The organism is Jutongia hominis, from assembly GCF_014384965.1.
Classification (GTDB): domain Bacteria; phylum Bacillota; class Clostridia; order Lachnospirales; family Lachnospiraceae; genus Butyribacter; species Butyribacter hominis.
In genome coordinates this window covers 193,982-212,913 of record NZ_JACRSW010000032.1, presented here as the reverse complement: position 1 = coordinate 212,913, position 18,932 = coordinate 193,982, and the positions used below count along the sequence as shown (strand labels likewise).

Here is an 18,932-nt window from a genome sequence, read left to right as displayed (position 1 = left end):
AGAGGGATTTTTATATGAATACGATCATTCAGAATGTCAGAAAAAAGGTGCCATTGATTCATAATATTACAAATTATGTGACAGTCAATGATGTAGCAAATATCATTTTAGCATGTGGAGCAAGTCCGATCATGGCAGATGACGAAAGGGAAGCAGAAGAAATCACTTCGATCTGTAACGGACTTAATATCAACATTGGTACATTGAATGCCAGAACGATCCATTCGATGAAACTTGCGGGAAAGAAAGCAAAAGAACTTGGACATACGGTATTACTTGATCCGGTTGGTGCAGGAGCAAGTACATTACGGACCAAGACTGCATTATCACTTTTAGAGGAAATTCCATTTGATGTAGTCAGAGGAAATATTTCCGAGATTAAGACGATATCGAAAAAGCAGGGAACGACAAAGGGGGTTGATGCTGATTGTTTAGATACAGTGACCAAGCACAATCTTTCGGAATCGGTCGCCTTTGCAAAAAGCTTTGCCAAAGAACATCATTGTGTTGCAGCAATCACAGGAGCGATTGATCTGGTTGCCGACAGTACGACATGCTATGCAATCCGAAATGGGCATCCAATGATGGGAAAAGTGACCGGTACAGGATGCCAGTTATCAGGATTAATGACAGCCTTTATTACAGCAAATCCCGATCAGATTTTAGAAGCTGCAGTAGCAGCTGTCTGTACTATGGGACTGGCTGGAGAGATTGCCTATTCACATTTAAAGGAATATGAAGGAAATGGTTCTTACCGGAACCACATTATTGATGCTGTCTATCATATGACAGATGAACAGTTAGAAAAGGGAAGTAAGATAGAGAAGTTTTAAGGAAAAATGATAACATAATGTACTTTCGGAAGCTTCTGGACAAAAAATTTTGTGAGTACATCATAGAAGAAAAGAGGAAAAACAGATGAAACGAACAGATATGCGTGTCTATGCAGTGACAGACAGACACTGGCTCAATGGTGAGACATTATACAGTCAGGTAGAAAAAGCATTAGAAGGTGGTGCTACTTTTATCCAGCTTAGAGAAAAAAAACTGGATGAAGAAAGTTTTTTAAAAGAAGCAATTGAGATTCAGAAGCTTTGTAAGAAGCATCATGTTCCTTTTGTAATCAACGATAATGTAGATATTGCATTAAAGATAAATGCAGATGGTGTTCATGTCGGTCAAAGTGACATGGAAGCCGGTGATGTGCGAGCAAAGCTTGGAAAAGATAAGATCATTGGTGTTTCTGCCCATACGGTAGAGGAAGCACTTACAGCACAGAAAAAAGGAGCCGATTATCTTGGCGTCGGAGCGGTCTTTCCAACTTCGTCGAAGGATGATGTATCGGTTCTTTCGCTTGAAACATTAAAAGCTATTTGTCATGCTGTTTCGATTCCGGTTGTTGCGATCGGAGGCATTTCCCAGGATAATATAGATAAGCTTTATGGAAGCGGCATTGATGGTGTTGCCGTGATCAGTGCTATCTTTGGGCAAAAGGACATTAAAAAAGCGACGAGAGAACTGGTTTGTAAGACAAAAAAACTATAAAAGAAATGAGGACGGATATGATAAATGGTGCAATTTTTGATATGGATGGAGTTTTGATAGATTCCATGCCAATATGGCATAATGCAGGGGCACTTTTCTTAGAAGCCAACGGAAAGAAGCCAAGGTCAGACTTGCAAAAAATCTTATTTGACAAATCTATGATGGCAGGAGCAGAGTATATGAGAGATGCTTATGATCTGCCGATGACAATGGAGGAAGTAATGCAAGGCGTGATCGATGTTGTTTATAAACATTATAAAGAAAGTATTCCGGCAAAAGCTAATGTAGAAAATTTCTTACGGAAGTTAAAAGAAAAGGACATTGCGATTGCATTAGCAACATCAAGTGACAGAAAGCTTTTAGAAGCCGGTTTATCAAGATTGCATTTGCTTTCGTATTTTGATACGACAGTAACCTGCTTAGAAGCCGGAGTAGGAAAGATTGAGCCGGATGTCTATCTGGAAGCCATGAAAAGAATTGGTACAACTTTGGAAAACACATGGGTGTTTGAAGATGCCTATCATGCATTACATACTGCAAAGAAGGCAGGTTTTCATACAGTAGCACTTTATGATGCATCTAATGATGAACATCAGGAATTATTAAAAAAAGAAGCCGATATTTATTTAAAAGATCTGACAGATTTTGATACATTTTATCAATTTGCAACAAGAGAGAGTTAAAAGACCGGATTTGTAGGTCTTAATTCGATTTTAGCATAGAAATCAGATAAAAAATGATAGAAGAAAGAGAGGTTTTGATCATGAAAACAGCATTAACGATTGCAGGAAGTGATTCTTGTGGAGGAGCAGGTATTCAGGCAGATATTAAGACAATGACAATGCATGGTGTCTATGCAATGAGTGCGGTCACAGCATTGACAGCACAAAATACAACCGGAGTATCGGGAATTATGGAAGTGGATCCTGCTTTCTTAGAAAAACAGTTAGAAAGTATCTTTACGGATATTTTTCCGGATGCCGTTAAGATCGGTATGGTATCTGGTGTCGAATTGATACAGGTAATCGCAATGATATTAAAAAAGTATCATGCAAAGAATATCATTGTAGATCCTGTGATGGTTGCAACAAGCGGTTCGAAGCTTTTGGCGGATCAGGCAGTCGAAACATTGGAAAAAGAGCTTTTGCCAATGGCTTATCTGGTAACACCAAATATCCCGGAAGCAGAAATTTTAGCCGGTATGCCGATCAGAACACAGGAAGATATGGAAAAAGCAGCAGAGTATATCGGAACAAAGTTTGGCTGTAATGTCCTTCTAAAAGGCGGTCATCAATTAAATGAAGCCAATGACCTTTTATGGAAAGACGGAAAGATAAGCTGGTTCTATGGAGAACGGATCAATAATCCGAATACACATGGTACGGGATGTACTTTATCCAGTGCGATCGCATCGAATCTGGCAAAAGGATATTCTTTGGAGATTTCAATCGAAAAAGCAAAAAATTACATTTCACTTGCTTTAGCTGCCATGCTGGATCTTGGGCAGGGAAATGGTCCGATGAATCATGCCTTTTCAATCACTGATCAGAAATAATCATTTATTTTACCGGAAAAAGTTCGTCAGAATCTAAGACAATTGTAAACGGACCATCATTTTCTAAGTCAATCTTCATATCGGCACCGAATTGTCCGGTTTCGACAGTGGAAACATATTCGGATGATTTTTTAATGATATATTCATAAAGAGCATTTGCCATATCGGGTTTTCCAGCTTGGAAAAAGGAAGGTCGGTTGCCTTTTTTACAATCTGCATACAGGGTGAATTGCGAGATTAAAAGTAATCCGCCCTGTATGTCATTTAAGGCAAGATTGATTTTGTCATTTTCATCAGAAAAGATCCTGAGCCGGATCATTTTTTGGATCATTTTATCCGCAATTTCTTCCGTATCCGTCTGGCTGATACCGATCAATACCAGATATCCTTTTTTAATAGAACCGATCGTCTCGCCGTCTATTGCAACGGATGCATGGTTTACTCTTTGGATTACAAAGCGCATAATCGTTTTCCTCCTTATTATCCTTTGTGTTATCTTAACATTATGTTATTTTTTTGTGTTTTTTTGTATCATATCATATTTTTATGGTATCATACAAAAAATGAAAAGAAAATAGGATGGAGAATACTATGTTTGGTTATGTTCGTATCCGCAAGGCCGAAATGAAGGTCAAAGATTATGAAACCTATCATGGTTTTTATTGTGGACTTTGTCATATCTTAAAACAAAAATATGGCTTCTTAGGGCAGATGACATTAACTTATGACATGACATTTTTAGTGATCTTGTTATCGTCTGTCTATGACAGTGCCATACACGAAGAGAAGAAACACTGTATCGTACATCCGGCAAAAAAGCATAGGATGATCACCAATGAGATGTCGGAATATGCAGCCGGGCTGAATATGATCTTAACGTATTATCATTTTCAGGATGACAGTGCAGATGAGAAGTCCAAAAAGGCGTTGGCAGGTATGCAATGCTATAAAGGAAAGATGAAGAAAGCTTCTAAACGGTATCAAAGGCAGGATCAGGCAGTCCGCAGAGAGCTTACACGTCTGCATCAGCTTGAGCAGGCAGACGAAACAGATATCTTGAAAGTGGCAGACTGTTTTGGCAGGCTGATGGAAGAACTTTTTGTTTACCGCAAAGGTTATATGGAAGAATATTTAAAAACGTTAGGATATCATCTGGGACGTTTTATCTATATTATGGATGCCTATGATGATCTGGAAAAAGATCAGCAGAAAGGGTGCTATAATCCATTGCTTGCGATAAGCAGGCAGGAGGATTTTGAACAAAAAACAGAGCAGCTTTTATTACATGAAATGGAAGAAGCTGCAGCAGCATACCAGATGCTGCCCTGTCTGGAATATAAAGATATTTTAGGAAATATATTATATGCAGGTGTCTGGAATCGCTTTGACGATATTCAGACCGAAAAAAAGAAAAAACAAATGAATTTACAGGAGGAACAATGAAATGAGAGATCCATATGAGGTACTTGGCGTACCGTCGAATGCATCAGATGATGAAGTAAAAAGGGCATACCGAGAGTTGAGCCGCAAATATCATCCTGACGGTTATGTGGATAATCCGTTAGCAGGCCTTGCAGAAGAAAAATTTAAAGAAGTACAGGAAGCATATCAGCAGATCATGAACCAGAGAACCGGAAATGGCAGCTATCAGCAGTCATCACAGAGCGGACAGGGATATTATCAGCAGGGTGGTTACCGTCAGCAGGGTGGCAGTCAGAGTAACCAACAGCAATACCAGTATTATGGAAACGGATATGGAAGAAATCCTTATAATACCGGAAATGGTGGCTGTGGAACCGGCAATTTATGTTGTGACCTCTGGTGTGCCGATACGCTGTGCGAATGTATGGGAGGTGATCTTTGCTCATGCATATAAGATCAAAAGAAATCGCCTATATGGGGATGCTGATGGCAGTTGCTATCGTCTTTATTTTGATTGGATGTTATTTTGATGTAAGTACGATTTTTTTTTTAGCAGCCGCTTCGTTTCTTGCAGGTTGTGTTGAAAGAAATCTTTCGCTTGTAAAAGCGATGATTTTTGTAATAGGAACAACGATTATTGGATTGATCCTTTCGCCACAAAAGCTGTATCTGGTAACTTTTTTTGGATTTTGCGTCTATGTACTTTTAGCAGAAAGGATACAGGAAAAAGAAGAGCAGGGACAGACTTCATTTTTGGTGAAAGGACATATATGGATCAAAGGAGTTGTATATCATGCTATGCTTGTGATTGTTGTGGTATTGATGCAATATCTGACCGGTCTTGATCAGATTAAAAAGTCTGTTGTCTATACGTTTTTTTCGGGACATATGGCTGTTTTTGCTATCATATGTATTGTGGCAGCAGAACTTCTTTGGGTTCTTTTTGATAAAGCATATTTTCTTTTTCAACAGCAATATGGTCATTATTTAAAGATCAATGAATAAGGCAGTTGCACAGATGGGAGTTTGGATATGAGCAATAAATTATCTGCCAAAGAGAAAGCTTTTTTCTGGGAAGAGGTGCGTCAGGTGTGTTCATCTTCCAGAATGAATAAGAGCAGAACATTTTACCAGCATGGAAAGATTAATATCTATGTGCATAGTCTGAGAGTGGCTTATATCTGTTATTACTGGGTTAAAAAATATCATTTGCATGTAGATGAAAAAGCGTTGATCCGTGGTGCTCTTTTGCATGATTATTTTTTATATGACTGGCACGATAAAGAACATGAGCATAAGCGGCCACATGGTTTTTTTCATCCATCAGCTGCACTTTGCAATGCAAAGCAGGATTTTATACTGACGAGGAAAGAAGAAAATATCATACAAAGGCATATGTTTCCATTGACACTGATTCCGCCGGGATGTAAAGAAGCCTGGCTTGTATGTATGGCAGACAAGGTATGCAGTACAAGAGAAACGGTCAGGGAAAGAAGACATGACAAATAGTCTTTGGTCGTTTTTTACATAGTTATAGAAAAAAGCAAAGCAGCTTTATTGCCGCAAAAGGGCATGTATGAAAGCGAAAGATCATTGTGCAGGCTGCCATGCATGCAAGAGAACGACTGAAAGGTATGGTTAATGCTTTTTTCAGACAGATTATAGACGTGATATTTATTTTGTGATATAATTTTGTAATATGGGTAAAAAATTTGAATTACGATGATTGAGGAGGATAAAACACATGGGTACTTTTGATGACGCAAATGTAGATAAAGATTTGTTAAGTCAGATTTTTGCAGATGAGGGTGATGATGCAGAGACAGATGCATTGTTAAATGAAATGCTAAGTGATGAGAAAGAAGACACAAATACTTCCGAAGATGATGTGTTGAAAGATCTGTTAAGTGATGATAATGATACAGAAGAAACATCGGAAACAGATACACCAGAGGAAAATAGTGAAGAAGAAACACAGGATGCCGTACCACAGGATACTATGGAAGAAACAGTGGAAGTACCGGCTGTGGAAGAAGATGTACCGGAAGAATCCGTAGCAGAACCGGAAGCAAAAGAAGAAAAAGACGAGAAGGCAGAACCGGCAGCAAAGCCTGATTTTGCAAGCCGTTCGGATAACGATCCTATTATGAGAGAAGCAAAAGAAGTGATGGATCGTGAAAGAAACAATGGTACGGTTACGACGATCACAAGCGGAACAACGATCCGTGGCGGTATTTCTTCTGATGGATCTTTGGAAGTCATGGGTGTGATCACCGGTGATGTGGAATGTCAGGGTAAAGTTTCCATCATTGGTCAGGTATCCGGTAATGTTATTGCTTCAGAAGTATATGTAAGCACACAGCGTCTGGAAGGAAGCCTTAGCAGTGAGGGCACAGTAAAGATTGGTGTCGGTACTGTGATCATTGGTGATATAGATGCGACATCCGCTTATATTGCCGGTGCAGTCAAAGGTGACATTGATGTAAATGGTCATGTGGAAGTAGATTCTACAGCGATCATTAAAGGAAATATTAAGGCAAAATCTATTCAGGTTAACAATGGTGCCGTAGTAGACGGATATTGCTCATTAAACTATGCAGGTGTCAACTTAGATGATTTCTTTGATGAGAAATAAAGGAGATAACAATGGCAGAATATAAGAGAGTGTTATTAAAACTGAGCGGAGAAGCTTTAGCGGGATCCAAAAAGACCGGTTTTGATGAAGCAACCTGCCTTGAAGTGGCAAGACAGGTAAAGCAGTTAGTGGATGATGGAATTGAAGTTGGCGTTGTAACCGGAGGCGGAAATTTCTGGAGAGGACGTACCAGCGAAAATATTGACCGTACCAAAGCAGATCAGATCGGAATGCTTGCAACGGTTATGAATTGCATTTATGTATCGGAGATCTTTCGCAGTGTCGGGATTAAGACAAACGTATTAACACCGTTTGAATGCGGTTCTATGACAAAGCTTTTTTCAAAAGACAGAGCAAACAAATATTTTGAAAAAGGCATGGTTGTCTTTTTTGCAGGCGGTACAGGGCATCCGTATTTTTCAACGGATACGGCTACGGTACTTCGTGCTGTTGAAATCGAAGCTGATGTAATTTTATCCGGTAAATCAATTGATGGTGTTTATGATTCTGATCCGGCAGTCAATCCGGATGCAAAGAAGTTTGATGAGATCAGTATTGATGAAGTGATCAATAAACGTCTTGGTGTGATCGATCTGGCAGCTGCCGTACTTTGTATGGAAAATCATATGCCAATGATGATCTTTGGACTGAATGAGAAAGACAGTATTGTAAATACCGTAAAGGGAGTTACCAAAGGAACTTTGGTAACGGCATAGCTAAATAAATGAAATACAGCAATCATGCTGATAAATTGGAGGAAATCATGAGTGTTGAATTAAAGGAATACAAAGAAAAAATGGGTAAGTCAATTGATAGTCTGGCAAGTGAGTATACATCAATACGTGCCGGAAGAGCCAACCCACATATTTTAGATAAGATTACAGTAGATTATTATGGACAGCCAACGAATTTACAGTCAGTTGCAAATATCTCGGTATCAGAAGCACGTACTTTAGTGATCCAGCCATGGGAAGCCAGTCTGATCAAAGAGATCGAAAAAGCGATCATGGTATCGGATATCGGCATTACACCAAATAACGATGGTAAAGTGATCCGCCTTTCTTTCCCGGAACTGACAGAAGAGCGTCGTAAAGAGCTTGTCAAGGATGTGAAGAAAAAAGGTGAAGGTGCGAAGGTAGCGATCCGTAATATTCGTCGTGATGCAAATGATATGATCAAGAAGCAGCAGAAAGCCAATGAGATATCAGAGGACGAACAGAAGGATGCAGAAGATGAGATCCAGAAAATGACAGATGAGTTTATAGCCAAAATTGATACAATGGTAGAAGATAAATCCAAAGAGATCATGACAGTGTAGTAATTATTCGTTTGTTTCCTTTTGGGTTATACAGATAAAGGGCAAAACGCTTGTTTTGCCCTTTTTAGTGGAAAGAGACAATACGCATAGAAATCTATTGATAAAGTGCTGAAGATGCAGCTTTTTTGCGAAAAGAGACAAATGAAAACAAAGATAAAAGGATGGAATGAAGATGTCTGAAAAAGAAAGAAAGATTCCAAGACACATTGCGATCATTTTAGATGGCAATGGACGATGGGCGAAAAAAAGACTGCTTCCAAGAAATGCCGGTCATGCGGCTGGAAGTAAGAACGTCGAGAAGATATGTAAAGCAGCCTGGGACATGGGAGTGGAATATGTCACGATGTATGCTTTCTCGACTGAGAACTGGTCTCGTCCACAGTCAGAAGTAGATGCGTTGATGAAACTGTTACATCAATATCTCTCCGACTGTCTGAAAACGAGTAAGAAAAATAATATGCGGGTTCGTGTGATCGGAGATATTTCCCGTTTGGATCAGGACTTACAGGATAGAATAAAAGAACTCGAAGAATATTCGGCACAAAATACCGGTCTGCATTTTCAGGTAGCATTAAATTATGGTGGACGGGATGAGATTACGCGTGCTGTCAGAAAGATTGCACAGGATGCCCATGATGGCAAAGTAACACCGGAAAAGATTGACGATACTCTGGTAGCTGACTATCTGGATACCAAGGGAATCCCGGATCCTGATCTGATGATACGCACAAGTGGCGAGCAGAGATTATCCAATTATCTGTTATGGCAGTTAGCCTATGCAGAATTTTATTTTACAGATGTGCTTTGGCCGGATTTTTCGAAAAAAGATTTGGAAAAAGCAATTGATTTTTATTGCAAACGCGACAGACGTTTCGGTGGCATATAAAAATGAGATTGGATGGAGGTAATTATGTTTAAGACAAGATTAATAAGTGGCATTGTATTGATGGCAATTACGATCGCTTTGATGGTCAATGGCGGTTTTCCTTTATTCTGGGTGATCACGGCGATTTCCGTGATCGGTCTTTTTGAATTATATCGTGCCGTAGGCATGGAAAAGACACTTCCTGCTGTTGTAGGATATCTGTCAAGCATTGTGATTGATATTTTAATCCTTGATAATTATTATGAATATCTGTTGATGTGGCTGATCGCTTCATTGATGGTACTGATGGCATGTTATGTCATTGCATATCCGAAATACAACTCGGAACAGATGACGATGTTGTTCTTTGGCCTGATCTATGTTACCGTCATGCTTTCGTTTGTATTTAAAGTACGTTTTGTACAGAATGGTATTTTATATGTATGGCTGATCTTTATCGGAGCATGGGGATCAGACACCTGTGCTTATTGTGTTGGAAAGCTGCTTGGAAAGCATAAGCTTCCATCAAAGTTAAGCCCGAATAAAACGATCGAAGGTTGTCTTGGCGGTATTATCGGAGCAGCATTGATCGGATTTTTATTTGCATTAGCCTTCTTTAAGAATACTGATTATTGGTGGCAGTTTGCCGTGATCGGTGCCATCTCATCTGTTATTTCACAGATTGGTGATCTGACAGCATCGGCGATCAAGAGAAATCATGAAATTAAAGATTATGGTAATCTGATTCCGGGACATGGTGGTATTTTAGATCGTTTTGACAGTATTATCTTTATTGCACCGATTGTCTTTTATCTGGTTTCATTTTTTGGTCTGTAGCAGGAAAGGAAGAATATTATGAAAAATATTATGCTTTTAGGTTCTACCGGTTCGATCGGAACACAGACCTTAGAAGTTGTCAGACGCAATCCGGACATGAAAGTGGTCTCGTTGGCAGCACATAGTAATATCACATTGTTAAAGCAGCAGATTGATGAATTTGCACCGGAACTTGTCTGTGTCTATGATGAAGCAAAAGCGGTTGCATTAGAAAAGCAGCTTTTAGGTTCTAAGACAAAAGTAGTAACCGGTATGGATGGATTGATTGCTTGTGCCACATTAACAGCAGGAAATATTGTAGTTGCTGCTGTTGTTGGCATGATCGGTATCCGTCCGGTGATCGAAGCAATCAAAGCAAAAAAAGATATTGCTTTTGCAAACAAAGAAACCTTAGTGACAGCCGGGCATATTATTATGCCGTTAGTGGAGAAGATGGGAGTTGCTTTTTTGCCGGTAGACAGTGAGCATGCAGCTATATTTCAATGTCTGAACGGAGAGCATCATAGCGAAATTGAAAAAATTATTCTGACAGCATCAGGAGGACCATTCCGTGGAAAGAAAAGAAAAGATTTAGAAGATGTTACGGTAGAAGATGCTTTAAAACATCCGAACTGGTCTATGGGAAATAAGATCACGATCGATTCTTCAACAATGGTGAATAAAGGATTGGAAGTGATCGAGGCAAAATGGCTTTTTGATGTAGCATTTGATCAGATAGAAGTTGTATTACAGCCACAAAGTATTATTCATTCCATGGTAGAATTTAAAGATGGTGCTGTAATGGCACAGCTTGGTACACCGGATATGTGTCTGCCGATCCAATATGCGTTATGTTATCCACAGCGCAGGAAACGCATTGGCAAACCGCTGGATTTTAAGACCATTTCTTCAATTACGTTTGAACAGCCGGATATGGAGACATTCCGTGGCTTAAAGTTAGCATATGAAGCCGGAAAGATTGGGGGAAGTCTTCCAACTGTTTTTAATGCAGCCAATGAGCGTAGTGTGGCGCTTTTCTTACAAAAGAAGATTTCATATCTGACAATGGCAGATATTATTGAAGAAGTATGTCAGGAACATCAGGTGATCAAAAATCCTTCTTTGGATGAAATCTTAGCGGTAGAGCAGGAAGTATATCAAAAGATCGATCAGAAATTTTGCTAAAAGAGACAGAGAGGTAGACGAATGAATATTATCGTAGCGTTATTGATATTTACAGTTATTGTAGTTGCACATGAGCTGGGGCATTTTCTGCTTGCCAAAAAGAATGGGATCGGTGTGCCTGAATTTAGTGTAGGAATGGGTCCGAGACTGATCACGATCGCAAAGACATCAAGTGGCTGGAAAGTGAAGCTTTTATGTTCACAAAAGATCTTTGAAAATACAGAAGAATGGGCAGATGTTACAAAATATTCCTGGAAAATTCTACCACTTGGCGGCTCGTGTGCAATGGTAGGAGAAGACGAGGATGATACTTCTGAAAACTCTTTTAACAGCAAGGGAAAATGGGCACGTTTTTCGGTGATTTTTGCAGGACCGTTTTTTAACTTTATCTTTGCGTTTATTGTGGCGATCATTATTATTGCCAATACCGGTATTGACTATCCAATCGTAAATTATATTTATGACAAGCAGCCGGCAAGCCAGACGGATCTAAAGAAAAACGACCGTGTAAAAAGCATTAACGGACATAAGATTTCTATTGGCAGGGAATTAGACACCTATTTGCAGCTTCATCCATTATCAGGGGATGTTAGACTTGTTGTCGAAAGAGAGGGAAAAGAAAAGACGATCACATATGATCCGACCTATAAGACACATTTATTTGGATTCTCTTATTCGGCACAAAAGACAGACAAAGCAGAAGTTTCCTCTGTTTCCGAAGATTCTCCGTTTGAAAAAGCAGGGATCAAACAGGGCGATATTATTACAGCAGTCAATGGTGAAAAGGTATCCAATGGTGCAGAGTTAGCACAGACGATTGATAAATATAATAAAGATGGGAATGAGATTTCTTTTGAAATAGAAAGAAACGGATCAACAAAGAACTATCAGATCAAGCCAAAAGCCAGTGAAAGCAAGACGCTTGGTTTTGTCGCATCAACGTATAAAAATGGCTCTAATGCATTGGTGGTATTAAAATACAGTCTGATCGAAGTTAAATACTGGATCGAGACAACAATCGCAAGTTTAGGACAGCTTGTGACCGGCCAGCTAAGTGTCAAACAGCTTTCCGGTCCGGTTGGTATAGTTGATACAGTCGGAAATGTGATGGAACAAAGTGTTGACTACGGAATGAAAGCTGTCGTGATGAATATGCTGTATATGGCAGTCCTTTTAAGTGCAAACCTTGGTGTTATGAACCTGCTGCCATTACCGGCACTCGACGGAGGCCGTCTGGTATTTATCCTGATCGAAGCAGTCAGAGGAAAACCGATCGACAGAGACAAAGAAGGCTATGTACATTTTGCCGGTTTTGTGATTTTGATGTTATTTATGGTATTTGTCATGTATAATGACATTATTAAGATCTTACATTAATATCTGGTAAAAAGTGCTGATAAGTATGAGGTATTTCTTAAAAAGTCAAATGTGGCTTCGTTCACATTTGGCTTTTTGTCAACAGACGGGATACAAAAGAAGATTGTGTTGATGTGATAGCGGAAGAAAAAGACAGATAACAATTGTTATTGCAAAAAAGACCGGTTCAGGATCGATGCAATAGTAAAAGAAAAAAATAGCAACAGAAGTAGAAGAATAGAGGAGGAAAAATGGTATGACGCAAAGAGAGCAGACAAAGGTAGTACAGATTGGTGACCGTAAGATCGGAGGTGGCAATCCGATCGCAATCCAGTCTATGACCAATACAAAGACAGAAGATATTGATGCCACGGTAAAGCAGATTCTTGCTTTAGAGAAGGCAGGCTGTGATATCATCCGTTGTGCTGTGCCAACGATGGAAGCAGCAAAAGCATTAGCCAAGATCAAACAGCAGATTCATATTCCGTTGGTTGCGGATATTCATTTTGATTACCGCCTTGCAATTGCTGCAATGGAAAATGGTGCAGATAAGATTCGTATCAATCCGGGGAATATCGGTTCGAAAGAACGTGTACAGGCAGTTGTGGATACCGCAAAAGAACGTAATATACCGATCCGTGTCGGTGTAAACAGCGGTTCATTGGAAAAAGAGATCGTAGAAAAGTATGGTCAGGTGACAGCAGAAGGTCTGGTTGAGAGTGCGTTAGATAAGGTTGCTATGATCGAAGAGATGGGATATGACAATCTGGTGATCAGTATTAAATCATCGGATGTGTTAATGTGTATCAAAGCGCATGAACTGATCGTCAAGCAGACAAATTATCCGCTGCATGTAGGAGTCACAGAATCCGGTTCATTGATTGCCGGTAATATCAAATCAGCAATCGGTCTTGGGAATATCTTATATCAGGGAATTGGCGATACGATCCGTGTATCACTGACCGGTGATCCAGTGGAAGAGATTCGTTCGGCAAAATTGATCTTAAAGAGTCTTGGTCTTCGTAAAGGAGGCGTGACCGTAGTATCATGTCCGACCTGTGGACGTACACAGATCGATTTGATCGGTCTTGCCGGTAAAGTAGAAAAGATGGTATCTGATCTGGATCTGGATATTAAGGTTGCCGTGATGGGATGTGTTGTAAACGGACCGGGAGAAGCAAAAGAAGCCGATCTTGGTATAGCAGGAGGAAAAGGAGAAGGCCTTTTGATCAAAAAAGGCGAAGTGATCGCAAAAGTACCGGAAGATCAATTATTAGATGCATTAAAAACAGAATTGGATAAGATCGCAAAAAAAGGAAAGTTTTTTTAGAAAAAGGGGATTTTTAGCGTAATGTGCAAGCACAACGTGCATAGGAAAAGAGGAGTTATTACAAGATGGACAAGGGTGTATTAGACACATTTGAAGGATTAAATCTGACGGATAGACAAAAGAAGATTTTTGCCGATGTAATCGTCAAAAGAGTCGTCTTATCTAAGCAGGAAGGAATCGTAACCGTATATCTGACCTGCTCTCATGTTATTGCATATCGTGAGATCATGCTTTTAAGAAATGCGATCGCGTCTAAGTTAGAATGTACCGGAGTGAAAGTTGAGATCAAAGAAGAGTTTGCTTTATCCGATGCCTATTCGCCGACTATTTTCTGGGAAGAATACAAAGACAGTATCTTATTATTGCTCAAAGAAAAAAATGTATTGCTTTTTAACATGGTCTATCGTGGCAAGGTAGAGATGGAAGAGAACAGCTTTCTTTTGCTATGTGAAAAAGATATGCTGTTTCAAGCCAGAGAACAGGAATTTTGTGATACCGTTGCACAAATCTTTAGGCAAAAAGCAGGATATCTTGTTTCTGTTTCGGTTGATTATTCATTGGAAGTAGAACAAAAAGAGAACGAAGGATATGAAGTCTATACCAGAACAGCACAGGGTTCTTTTGCAAGCAGCCGTATTACCGATTTAGAAGAGTACCGCAAGAAAAAAGCAGGAAGAAAACAGCAATTTGCAGCAGAGGATGTCTTGCAACAGGCAAATGGCAATATGGAAGATCAGGAAGCATTTATGGCTGCACAGGAAAGTGCAAGAGACATGGAAAGTATGGTAGTACAGAATGCTGCGATGCAGGGATTTGCTACAGCAAATGGTTCCGAAAATGCAATGTCAGGTTATGATGCTTCCGGTAGTGCCGGAAATGTAATGATGGGCTTTGACGATTCTGACAGTGCCGGAAATGTAATGATGGGCTTTGATACGACAGACAATGCCCAAAATGCGATGATGGGATTTGATACAGCCGATACAGCCCAAAGTGCTTCGAAATCAAAAGAAACAAAGAATGTTGCAAAGACAGTAAAGAAAGATAATACAGCCGGATCTAAAAAACAGTTTTCAGCTGGAAAGACCGAAAAGAAATCATCTGGAAACGGCAGACAAAACGGATATCAGAATGGTTTTAAAGGTAAAGGAAGATCCAAATGGGGACAGGGAAATATCGATGAAGATTGCTTTTATGGAAGAAATTGCGATGGAGAACATGTAAAGATTGCTGATATTCAGGATGAGATCGATGAAGTTGTGATCGAGGGTATGGTAGTCAGTGTAGAAGAACGTGAGATACGAAATGAAAAGGTAATCTATATGTTTAATATTTCTGATTTTACGGATTCGATTATGGCAAAGATTTTTATTGATAAAGAAGAACTCGAATTGATGCGTTCGAATATCAAAGTCGGAAAGTTCTTAAAGTTAAAAGGAAATCCGATGTTTGACCGGTACAGCCGTGAAATTACGATCACTTCTGTCAAAGGAATCAAGCCCGGAAAAGATACCAGAGTCAAAAGAATGGATCAATATGAAGGACAAAAGAGAGTAGAACTGCATGCCCATACGCAGATGAGTGAAATGGATTCGGTTGTTCCGGTCAGGGATTTTGTCAAACAGGCAAAAAGCTGGGGACATAAAGCACTTGCGATCACAGATCATGGTGTTGTGCAGGCATTCCCGGATGCAGATCATGAAGTGGATCCAAAAGAAGAGTTTAAAATGCTTTATGGTGTAGAAGCCTATCTTGTAGATGATCTGTTTGAGATTGTTGAGAATAATAAAGGACAGTCGATCGATGGAAGTTTTGTGGTATTTGATTTAGAGACAACCGGATTTGGTGCAAAAAGCAGTGAGATCATAGAAATCGGTGCTATCCGTGTTGTTAACGGTGTTTTTCAGGAGACTTTTAGTGAATTTGTCAATCCAAAATGTCCGATTCCGTATACGATCCAGGAACTGACAGGAATTAATGATACGATGGTTGCACATGCCAGAACGATTCAGGAAGTTTTACCGGAATTTCTGGAATTTTGTAAAGGTTCGGTTATGGTAGCGCATAATGCCGGATTTGATATCAGCTTTATCCGCCAAAAAGCCAAAGATCAGGGAATCGAAACCGATTTTACCGTGATCGATACCGTTGCTTTATCCAGAGCGTTATTAAAAGATCTGAAGCGTTATAAGCTTGACACTGTTGCAAAGAAACTGGGAGTATCTTTAGAAAACCATCATCGTGCCGTAGATGACGCAACCGCAACCGCAGAAATCTTTGTTAAGCTTGTTGACCGGCTAAAAGAAAAAGAGATTGATACATTAGAAAAGTTAAATGCATTTGGTGTACCGGATGATGACACGATCCGCAAAATGCCATCGTATCATGCCGTGATTCTTGCAAAAAATGAGACCGGACGTGTTAATCTGTATCGTTTGGTTTCGGAATCCCATTTGCGCTTCTTTAACCGCAGACCAAAGCTTCCAAAGAGCCTGTATCTGGAATGGTCAGAGGGGCTGATGATCGGATCGGCCTGCGAAGCCGGAGAACTGTATCAGGCATTTTTACAGGAGAGACCGGATGAAGAAATTGACCGTTTAGCGAAGTTTTATGATTATTACGAGATCCAGCCGCTTGGCAATAATGAATTTATGATCCGCGATGAAAAGAAGTATCCGCAGATTCAGGATGAGAATGATCTGATGGAGATTAACCGTAAGATCGTGCAATTAGGAGAAACTTACGGTAAGTTAGTTGTAGCTACCTGTGATGTGCATTTTATGGAACCGGAAGATGAAGTATACCGCAGGATCATTATGGCGGGAAAAGGCTTTGCCGATGCAGATGATCAGGCACCGCTTTATTTTAGAACGACAGAAGAAATGTTAGCGGAATTCCAATATCTGGGTGCTAAGAAAGCAGAAGAGATCGTTATTACGAATACGAATCTGATCGCGGATATGATCGATAAGATCCAGCCATGCAGCCCACGGAAATGCCCGCCTGAGATTGAGAATTCCGATCAGGACTTGCGAGATATCTGTTATAATCGTGCACATGCGATTTATGGCAAGGATCTGCCACCAATCGTAGTAGAACGACTGGAACGAGAATTGAACTCGATCATTAGCAACGGATATGCCGTTATGTATATTATTGCCCAGAAGTTGGTATGGAAATCCAACGAAGACGGCTATCTGGTTGGATCGAGAGGTTCGGTCGGTTCATCGTTTGTCGCAACGATGTCAGGTATTACCGAAATCAATCCATTACCGGCACATTATTATTGTAAGAAGTGTCATTTTGTGGATTTTGATTCCGAGGAAGTCAAAGCTTTTTCAGGCAACTCTGCCTGTGATATGCCGGATCGTGTCTGCCCGCAATGTGGCGAGATGTTAGAAAAAGACGGACATGATATTCCTTTTGAGACATTTCTTGGATTTAAGGGAGACAAAGAGCCGGATATTGACTTAAACTTTTCGAGTGAGTACCAGAGTAATGCACATGATTATACCGAGATCATCTTTGGAGCAGGACATACATTCCGTGCCGGTACGGTTGGTACGCTGGCAGAAAAGACTGCTTACGGATATGTTAAAAAATATTGTGAAGAAAGAGAAATTTCCAAAAGAAGTGCTGAGATTGAGCGTATCGCACATGGCTGTGAAGGTGTCAGACGTTCAACCGGACAGCATCCCGGTGGTATCGTTGTACTTCCGATGGGCGAAGAAATCTATACATTTACTCCGGTACAGCATCCGGCAAATGATATGACAACTAAGACTGTTACGACGCATTTCGATTATCATAAGATTGATGCAAACCTGTTAAAATTAGATATCTTAGGACACCAGGATCCGACAATGATCCGAATGCTTGAGGATCTGACCGGAGTAGAAGCCGCTAAGATTCGTATGGATGATGCAGATGTATTGTCCTTGTTTGAAAACACTTCGGCACTTGGGATCACACCGGATGATATCGGTGGCTGTACGCTTGGCTGTCTTGGACTGCCGGAGTTTGGTACACCGTTTGTTATCGGAATGCTTTTAGATGCTAAGCCAAAGAATTTTTCTGATCTGGTGCGCATTTCGGGATTATCACATGGTACGGATGTGTGGTTAAACAATGCACAATATTATATCAGTACCGGTGACTGTACCCTTTCTTCGGCAATCTGTACGCGAGATGATATTATGATATATCTGATCCATATGGGTGTAGAAAATGAGCGTTCGTTTAAGATCATGGAGAGTGTACGAAAAGGAAAAGGGCTGACACAGGATATGGAAGACGATATGAGAGCATGTAATGTACCGGACTGGTATATTGAATCCTGCAAAAAGATCAAATACATGTTTCCGAAAGCACATGCGGCAGCATATGTTATGATGGCACTTCGTGTTGCGTATTTTAAGGTGCATTATCCATTATCCTATTATGCAGCGTATTTTAGTATCCGTGCAACCTGCTTTAACTATGAATTAATGTGTATGGGAAAAGAACGTCTGGATTATTATATCAATGATTATAATAAACGGAAGAATGAACTGTCCGATAAAGAAAAAGGCACATTAGAAGATATGAAGATCGTACAGGAAATGTATGCCCGTGGTTTTGAATTTGTAAAGATTGATATTTATCGTGCAAAAGCAAACCGCTTTCAGATCGTTGACGGCAAGCTGATGCCGTCATTTGCAACGATCGATGGTCTGGGTGACAAAGCAGCGGAAATGATAGAAGATGAAGCAAGTAAAGGTAAATTCTTATCGAGAGAAGACTTTAAAAACCGCTGTAAAGTCAGTGCTAATACCGTAGAAAGTATGGCAAAGCTTGGCTTGATGGGAGATCTTCCCCATACGAACCAGATCTCTTTACTCGATTTTATGGAAATGTAACTGCTCT

General features: G+C 40.0%; 18 protein-coding genes. 17 read left to right on the top strand and 1 reads right to left on the bottom strand.

Features of this window, described 5'->3' with window-relative positions; all coding sequences use genetic code 11:
* The first annotated feature begins 14 nt into the window (after positions 1-14).
* The 4 genes from thiM to thiD all read left to right on the top strand — a co-directional run bounded on the left by thiM (position 15) and on the right by thiD (position 3,100).
* Complete coding sequence (thiM, locus tag H8700_RS09860) at positions 15-833, top strand: hydroxyethylthiazole kinase (RefSeq protein WP_249305474.1); 819 nt, start codon at positions 15-17, stop codon at positions 831-833.
* Positions 834-918: 85 nt separating this feature from the next.
* Positions 919-1,545 carry a thiamine phosphate synthase gene (gene thiE / locus H8700_RS09855; protein ID WP_249305472.1) on the top strand — a complete coding sequence of 209 codons (627 nt, stop codon included), beginning with the start codon at positions 919-921 and terminating at the stop codon, positions 1,543-1,545.
* Between the two features lie 17 nt (positions 1,546-1,562).
* Positions 1,563-2,228: an HAD family hydrolase gene (locus H8700_RS09850; protein WP_249305470.1), complete on the top strand. Its 666-nt coding sequence runs from the start codon at positions 1,563-1,565 to the stop codon at positions 2,226-2,228.
* 80 nt (positions 2,229-2,308) lie between these two features.
* Entirely contained in the window at positions 2,309-3,100 is a 792-nt protein-coding gene (gene thiD / locus H8700_RS09845; RefSeq protein ID WP_249305468.1) for a bifunctional hydroxymethylpyrimidine kinase/phosphomethylpyrimidine kinase, read from the top strand.
* A gap of 4 nt (positions 3,101-3,104) precedes the next feature.
* Here the strand turns inward: thiD and dtd are convergent, their stop codons facing one another.
* Entirely contained in the window at positions 3,105-3,563 is a 459-nt protein-coding gene (gene dtd, locus H8700_RS09840) for a D-aminoacyl-tRNA deacylase (protein ID WP_249305467.1), read from the bottom strand.
* 128 nt (positions 3,564-3,691) lie between these two features.
* Here dtd and H8700_RS09835 point away from each other — a divergent pair, with 128 nt between their 5' ends.
* The 13 genes from H8700_RS09835 (at position 3,692) to H8700_RS09775 (ending at position 18,925) form a co-directional block, all read left to right on the top strand.
* Entirely contained in the window at positions 3,692-4,543 is an 852-nt protein-coding gene (locus tag H8700_RS09835; protein WP_249305466.1) for a DUF5685 family protein, read from the top strand.
* 1 nt (position 4,544) lies between these two features.
* The gene (locus H8700_RS09830; RefSeq protein WP_022141156.1) at positions 4,545-4,976 is read left to right on the top strand and encodes a J domain-containing protein; all 432 of its coding nucleotides are present in this window, start codon (positions 4,545-4,547) and stop codon (positions 4,974-4,976) included.
* Positions 4,967-5,527 (top strand): hypothetical protein, encoded by a 561-nt coding sequence (locus H8700_RS09825; protein WP_249305464.1) that lies wholly within the window; start codon positions 4,967-4,969, stop codon positions 5,525-5,527. The genes H8700_RS09830 and H8700_RS09825 overlap by 10 nt, the downstream gene beginning before the upstream one ends.
* Positions 5,528-5,554: 27 nt before the next feature.
* Positions 5,555-6,031 carry an HD domain-containing protein gene (locus H8700_RS09820; protein ID WP_249305462.1) on the top strand — a complete coding sequence of 159 codons (477 nt, stop codon included), beginning with the start codon at positions 5,555-5,557 and terminating at the stop codon, positions 6,029-6,031.
* A 235-nt stretch (positions 6,032-6,266) separates the two neighbouring features.
* Positions 6,267-7,157, top strand: coding sequence for a polymer-forming cytoskeletal protein (locus tag H8700_RS09815; protein ID WP_249305458.1), 891 nt, complete (start codon positions 6,267-6,269; stop codon positions 7,155-7,157).
* An 11-nt stretch (positions 7,158-7,168) separates the two neighbouring features.
* The gene (pyrH, locus tag H8700_RS09810) at positions 7,169-7,873 is read left to right on the top strand and encodes a UMP kinase (RefSeq protein ID WP_249305455.1); all 705 of its coding nucleotides are present in this window, start codon (positions 7,169-7,171) and stop codon (positions 7,871-7,873) included.
* Positions 7,874-7,920: 47 nt separating this feature from the next.
* Positions 7,921-8,475 carry a ribosome recycling factor gene (gene frr, locus H8700_RS09805; RefSeq protein WP_249305452.1) on the top strand — a complete coding sequence of 185 codons (555 nt, stop codon included), beginning with the start codon at positions 7,921-7,923 and terminating at the stop codon, positions 8,473-8,475.
* 172 nt (positions 8,476-8,647) lie between these two features.
* Entirely contained in the window at positions 8,648-9,361 is a 714-nt protein-coding gene (gene uppS, locus H8700_RS09800) for an undecaprenyl pyrophosphate synthase (protein WP_249305450.1), read from the top strand.
* Between the two features lie 24 nt (positions 9,362-9,385).
* On the top strand, positions 9,386-10,177 hold the full coding sequence (locus H8700_RS09795) for a phosphatidate cytidylyltransferase (protein WP_249305448.1): 792 nt from the start codon (positions 9,386-9,388) through the stop codon (positions 10,175-10,177).
* An 18-nt stretch (positions 10,178-10,195) separates the two neighbouring features.
* Positions 10,196-11,341, top strand: coding sequence for a 1-deoxy-D-xylulose-5-phosphate reductoisomerase (locus H8700_RS09790; RefSeq protein ID WP_249305446.1), 1,146 nt, complete (start codon positions 10,196-10,198; stop codon positions 11,339-11,341).
* A 21-nt stretch (positions 11,342-11,362) separates the two neighbouring features.
* On the top strand, positions 11,363-12,718 hold the full coding sequence (gene rseP / locus H8700_RS09785; protein ID WP_249305444.1) for an RIP metalloprotease RseP: 1,356 nt from the start codon (positions 11,363-11,365) through the stop codon (positions 12,716-12,718).
* A gap of 235 nt (positions 12,719-12,953) precedes the next feature.
* The gene (ispG, locus tag H8700_RS09780; protein WP_249305442.1) at positions 12,954-14,027 is read left to right on the top strand and encodes a flavodoxin-dependent (E)-4-hydroxy-3-methylbut-2-enyl-diphosphate synthase; all 1,074 of its coding nucleotides are present in this window, start codon (positions 12,954-12,956) and stop codon (positions 14,025-14,027) included.
* Between the two features lie 65 nt (positions 14,028-14,092).
* A complete protein-coding gene (locus H8700_RS09775) occupies positions 14,093-18,925 on the top strand; it encodes a PolC-type DNA polymerase III (RefSeq protein WP_249305440.1) in 4,833 nt (1,610 codons plus the stop codon).
* Positions 18,926-18,932 lie beyond the last annotated feature (7 nt).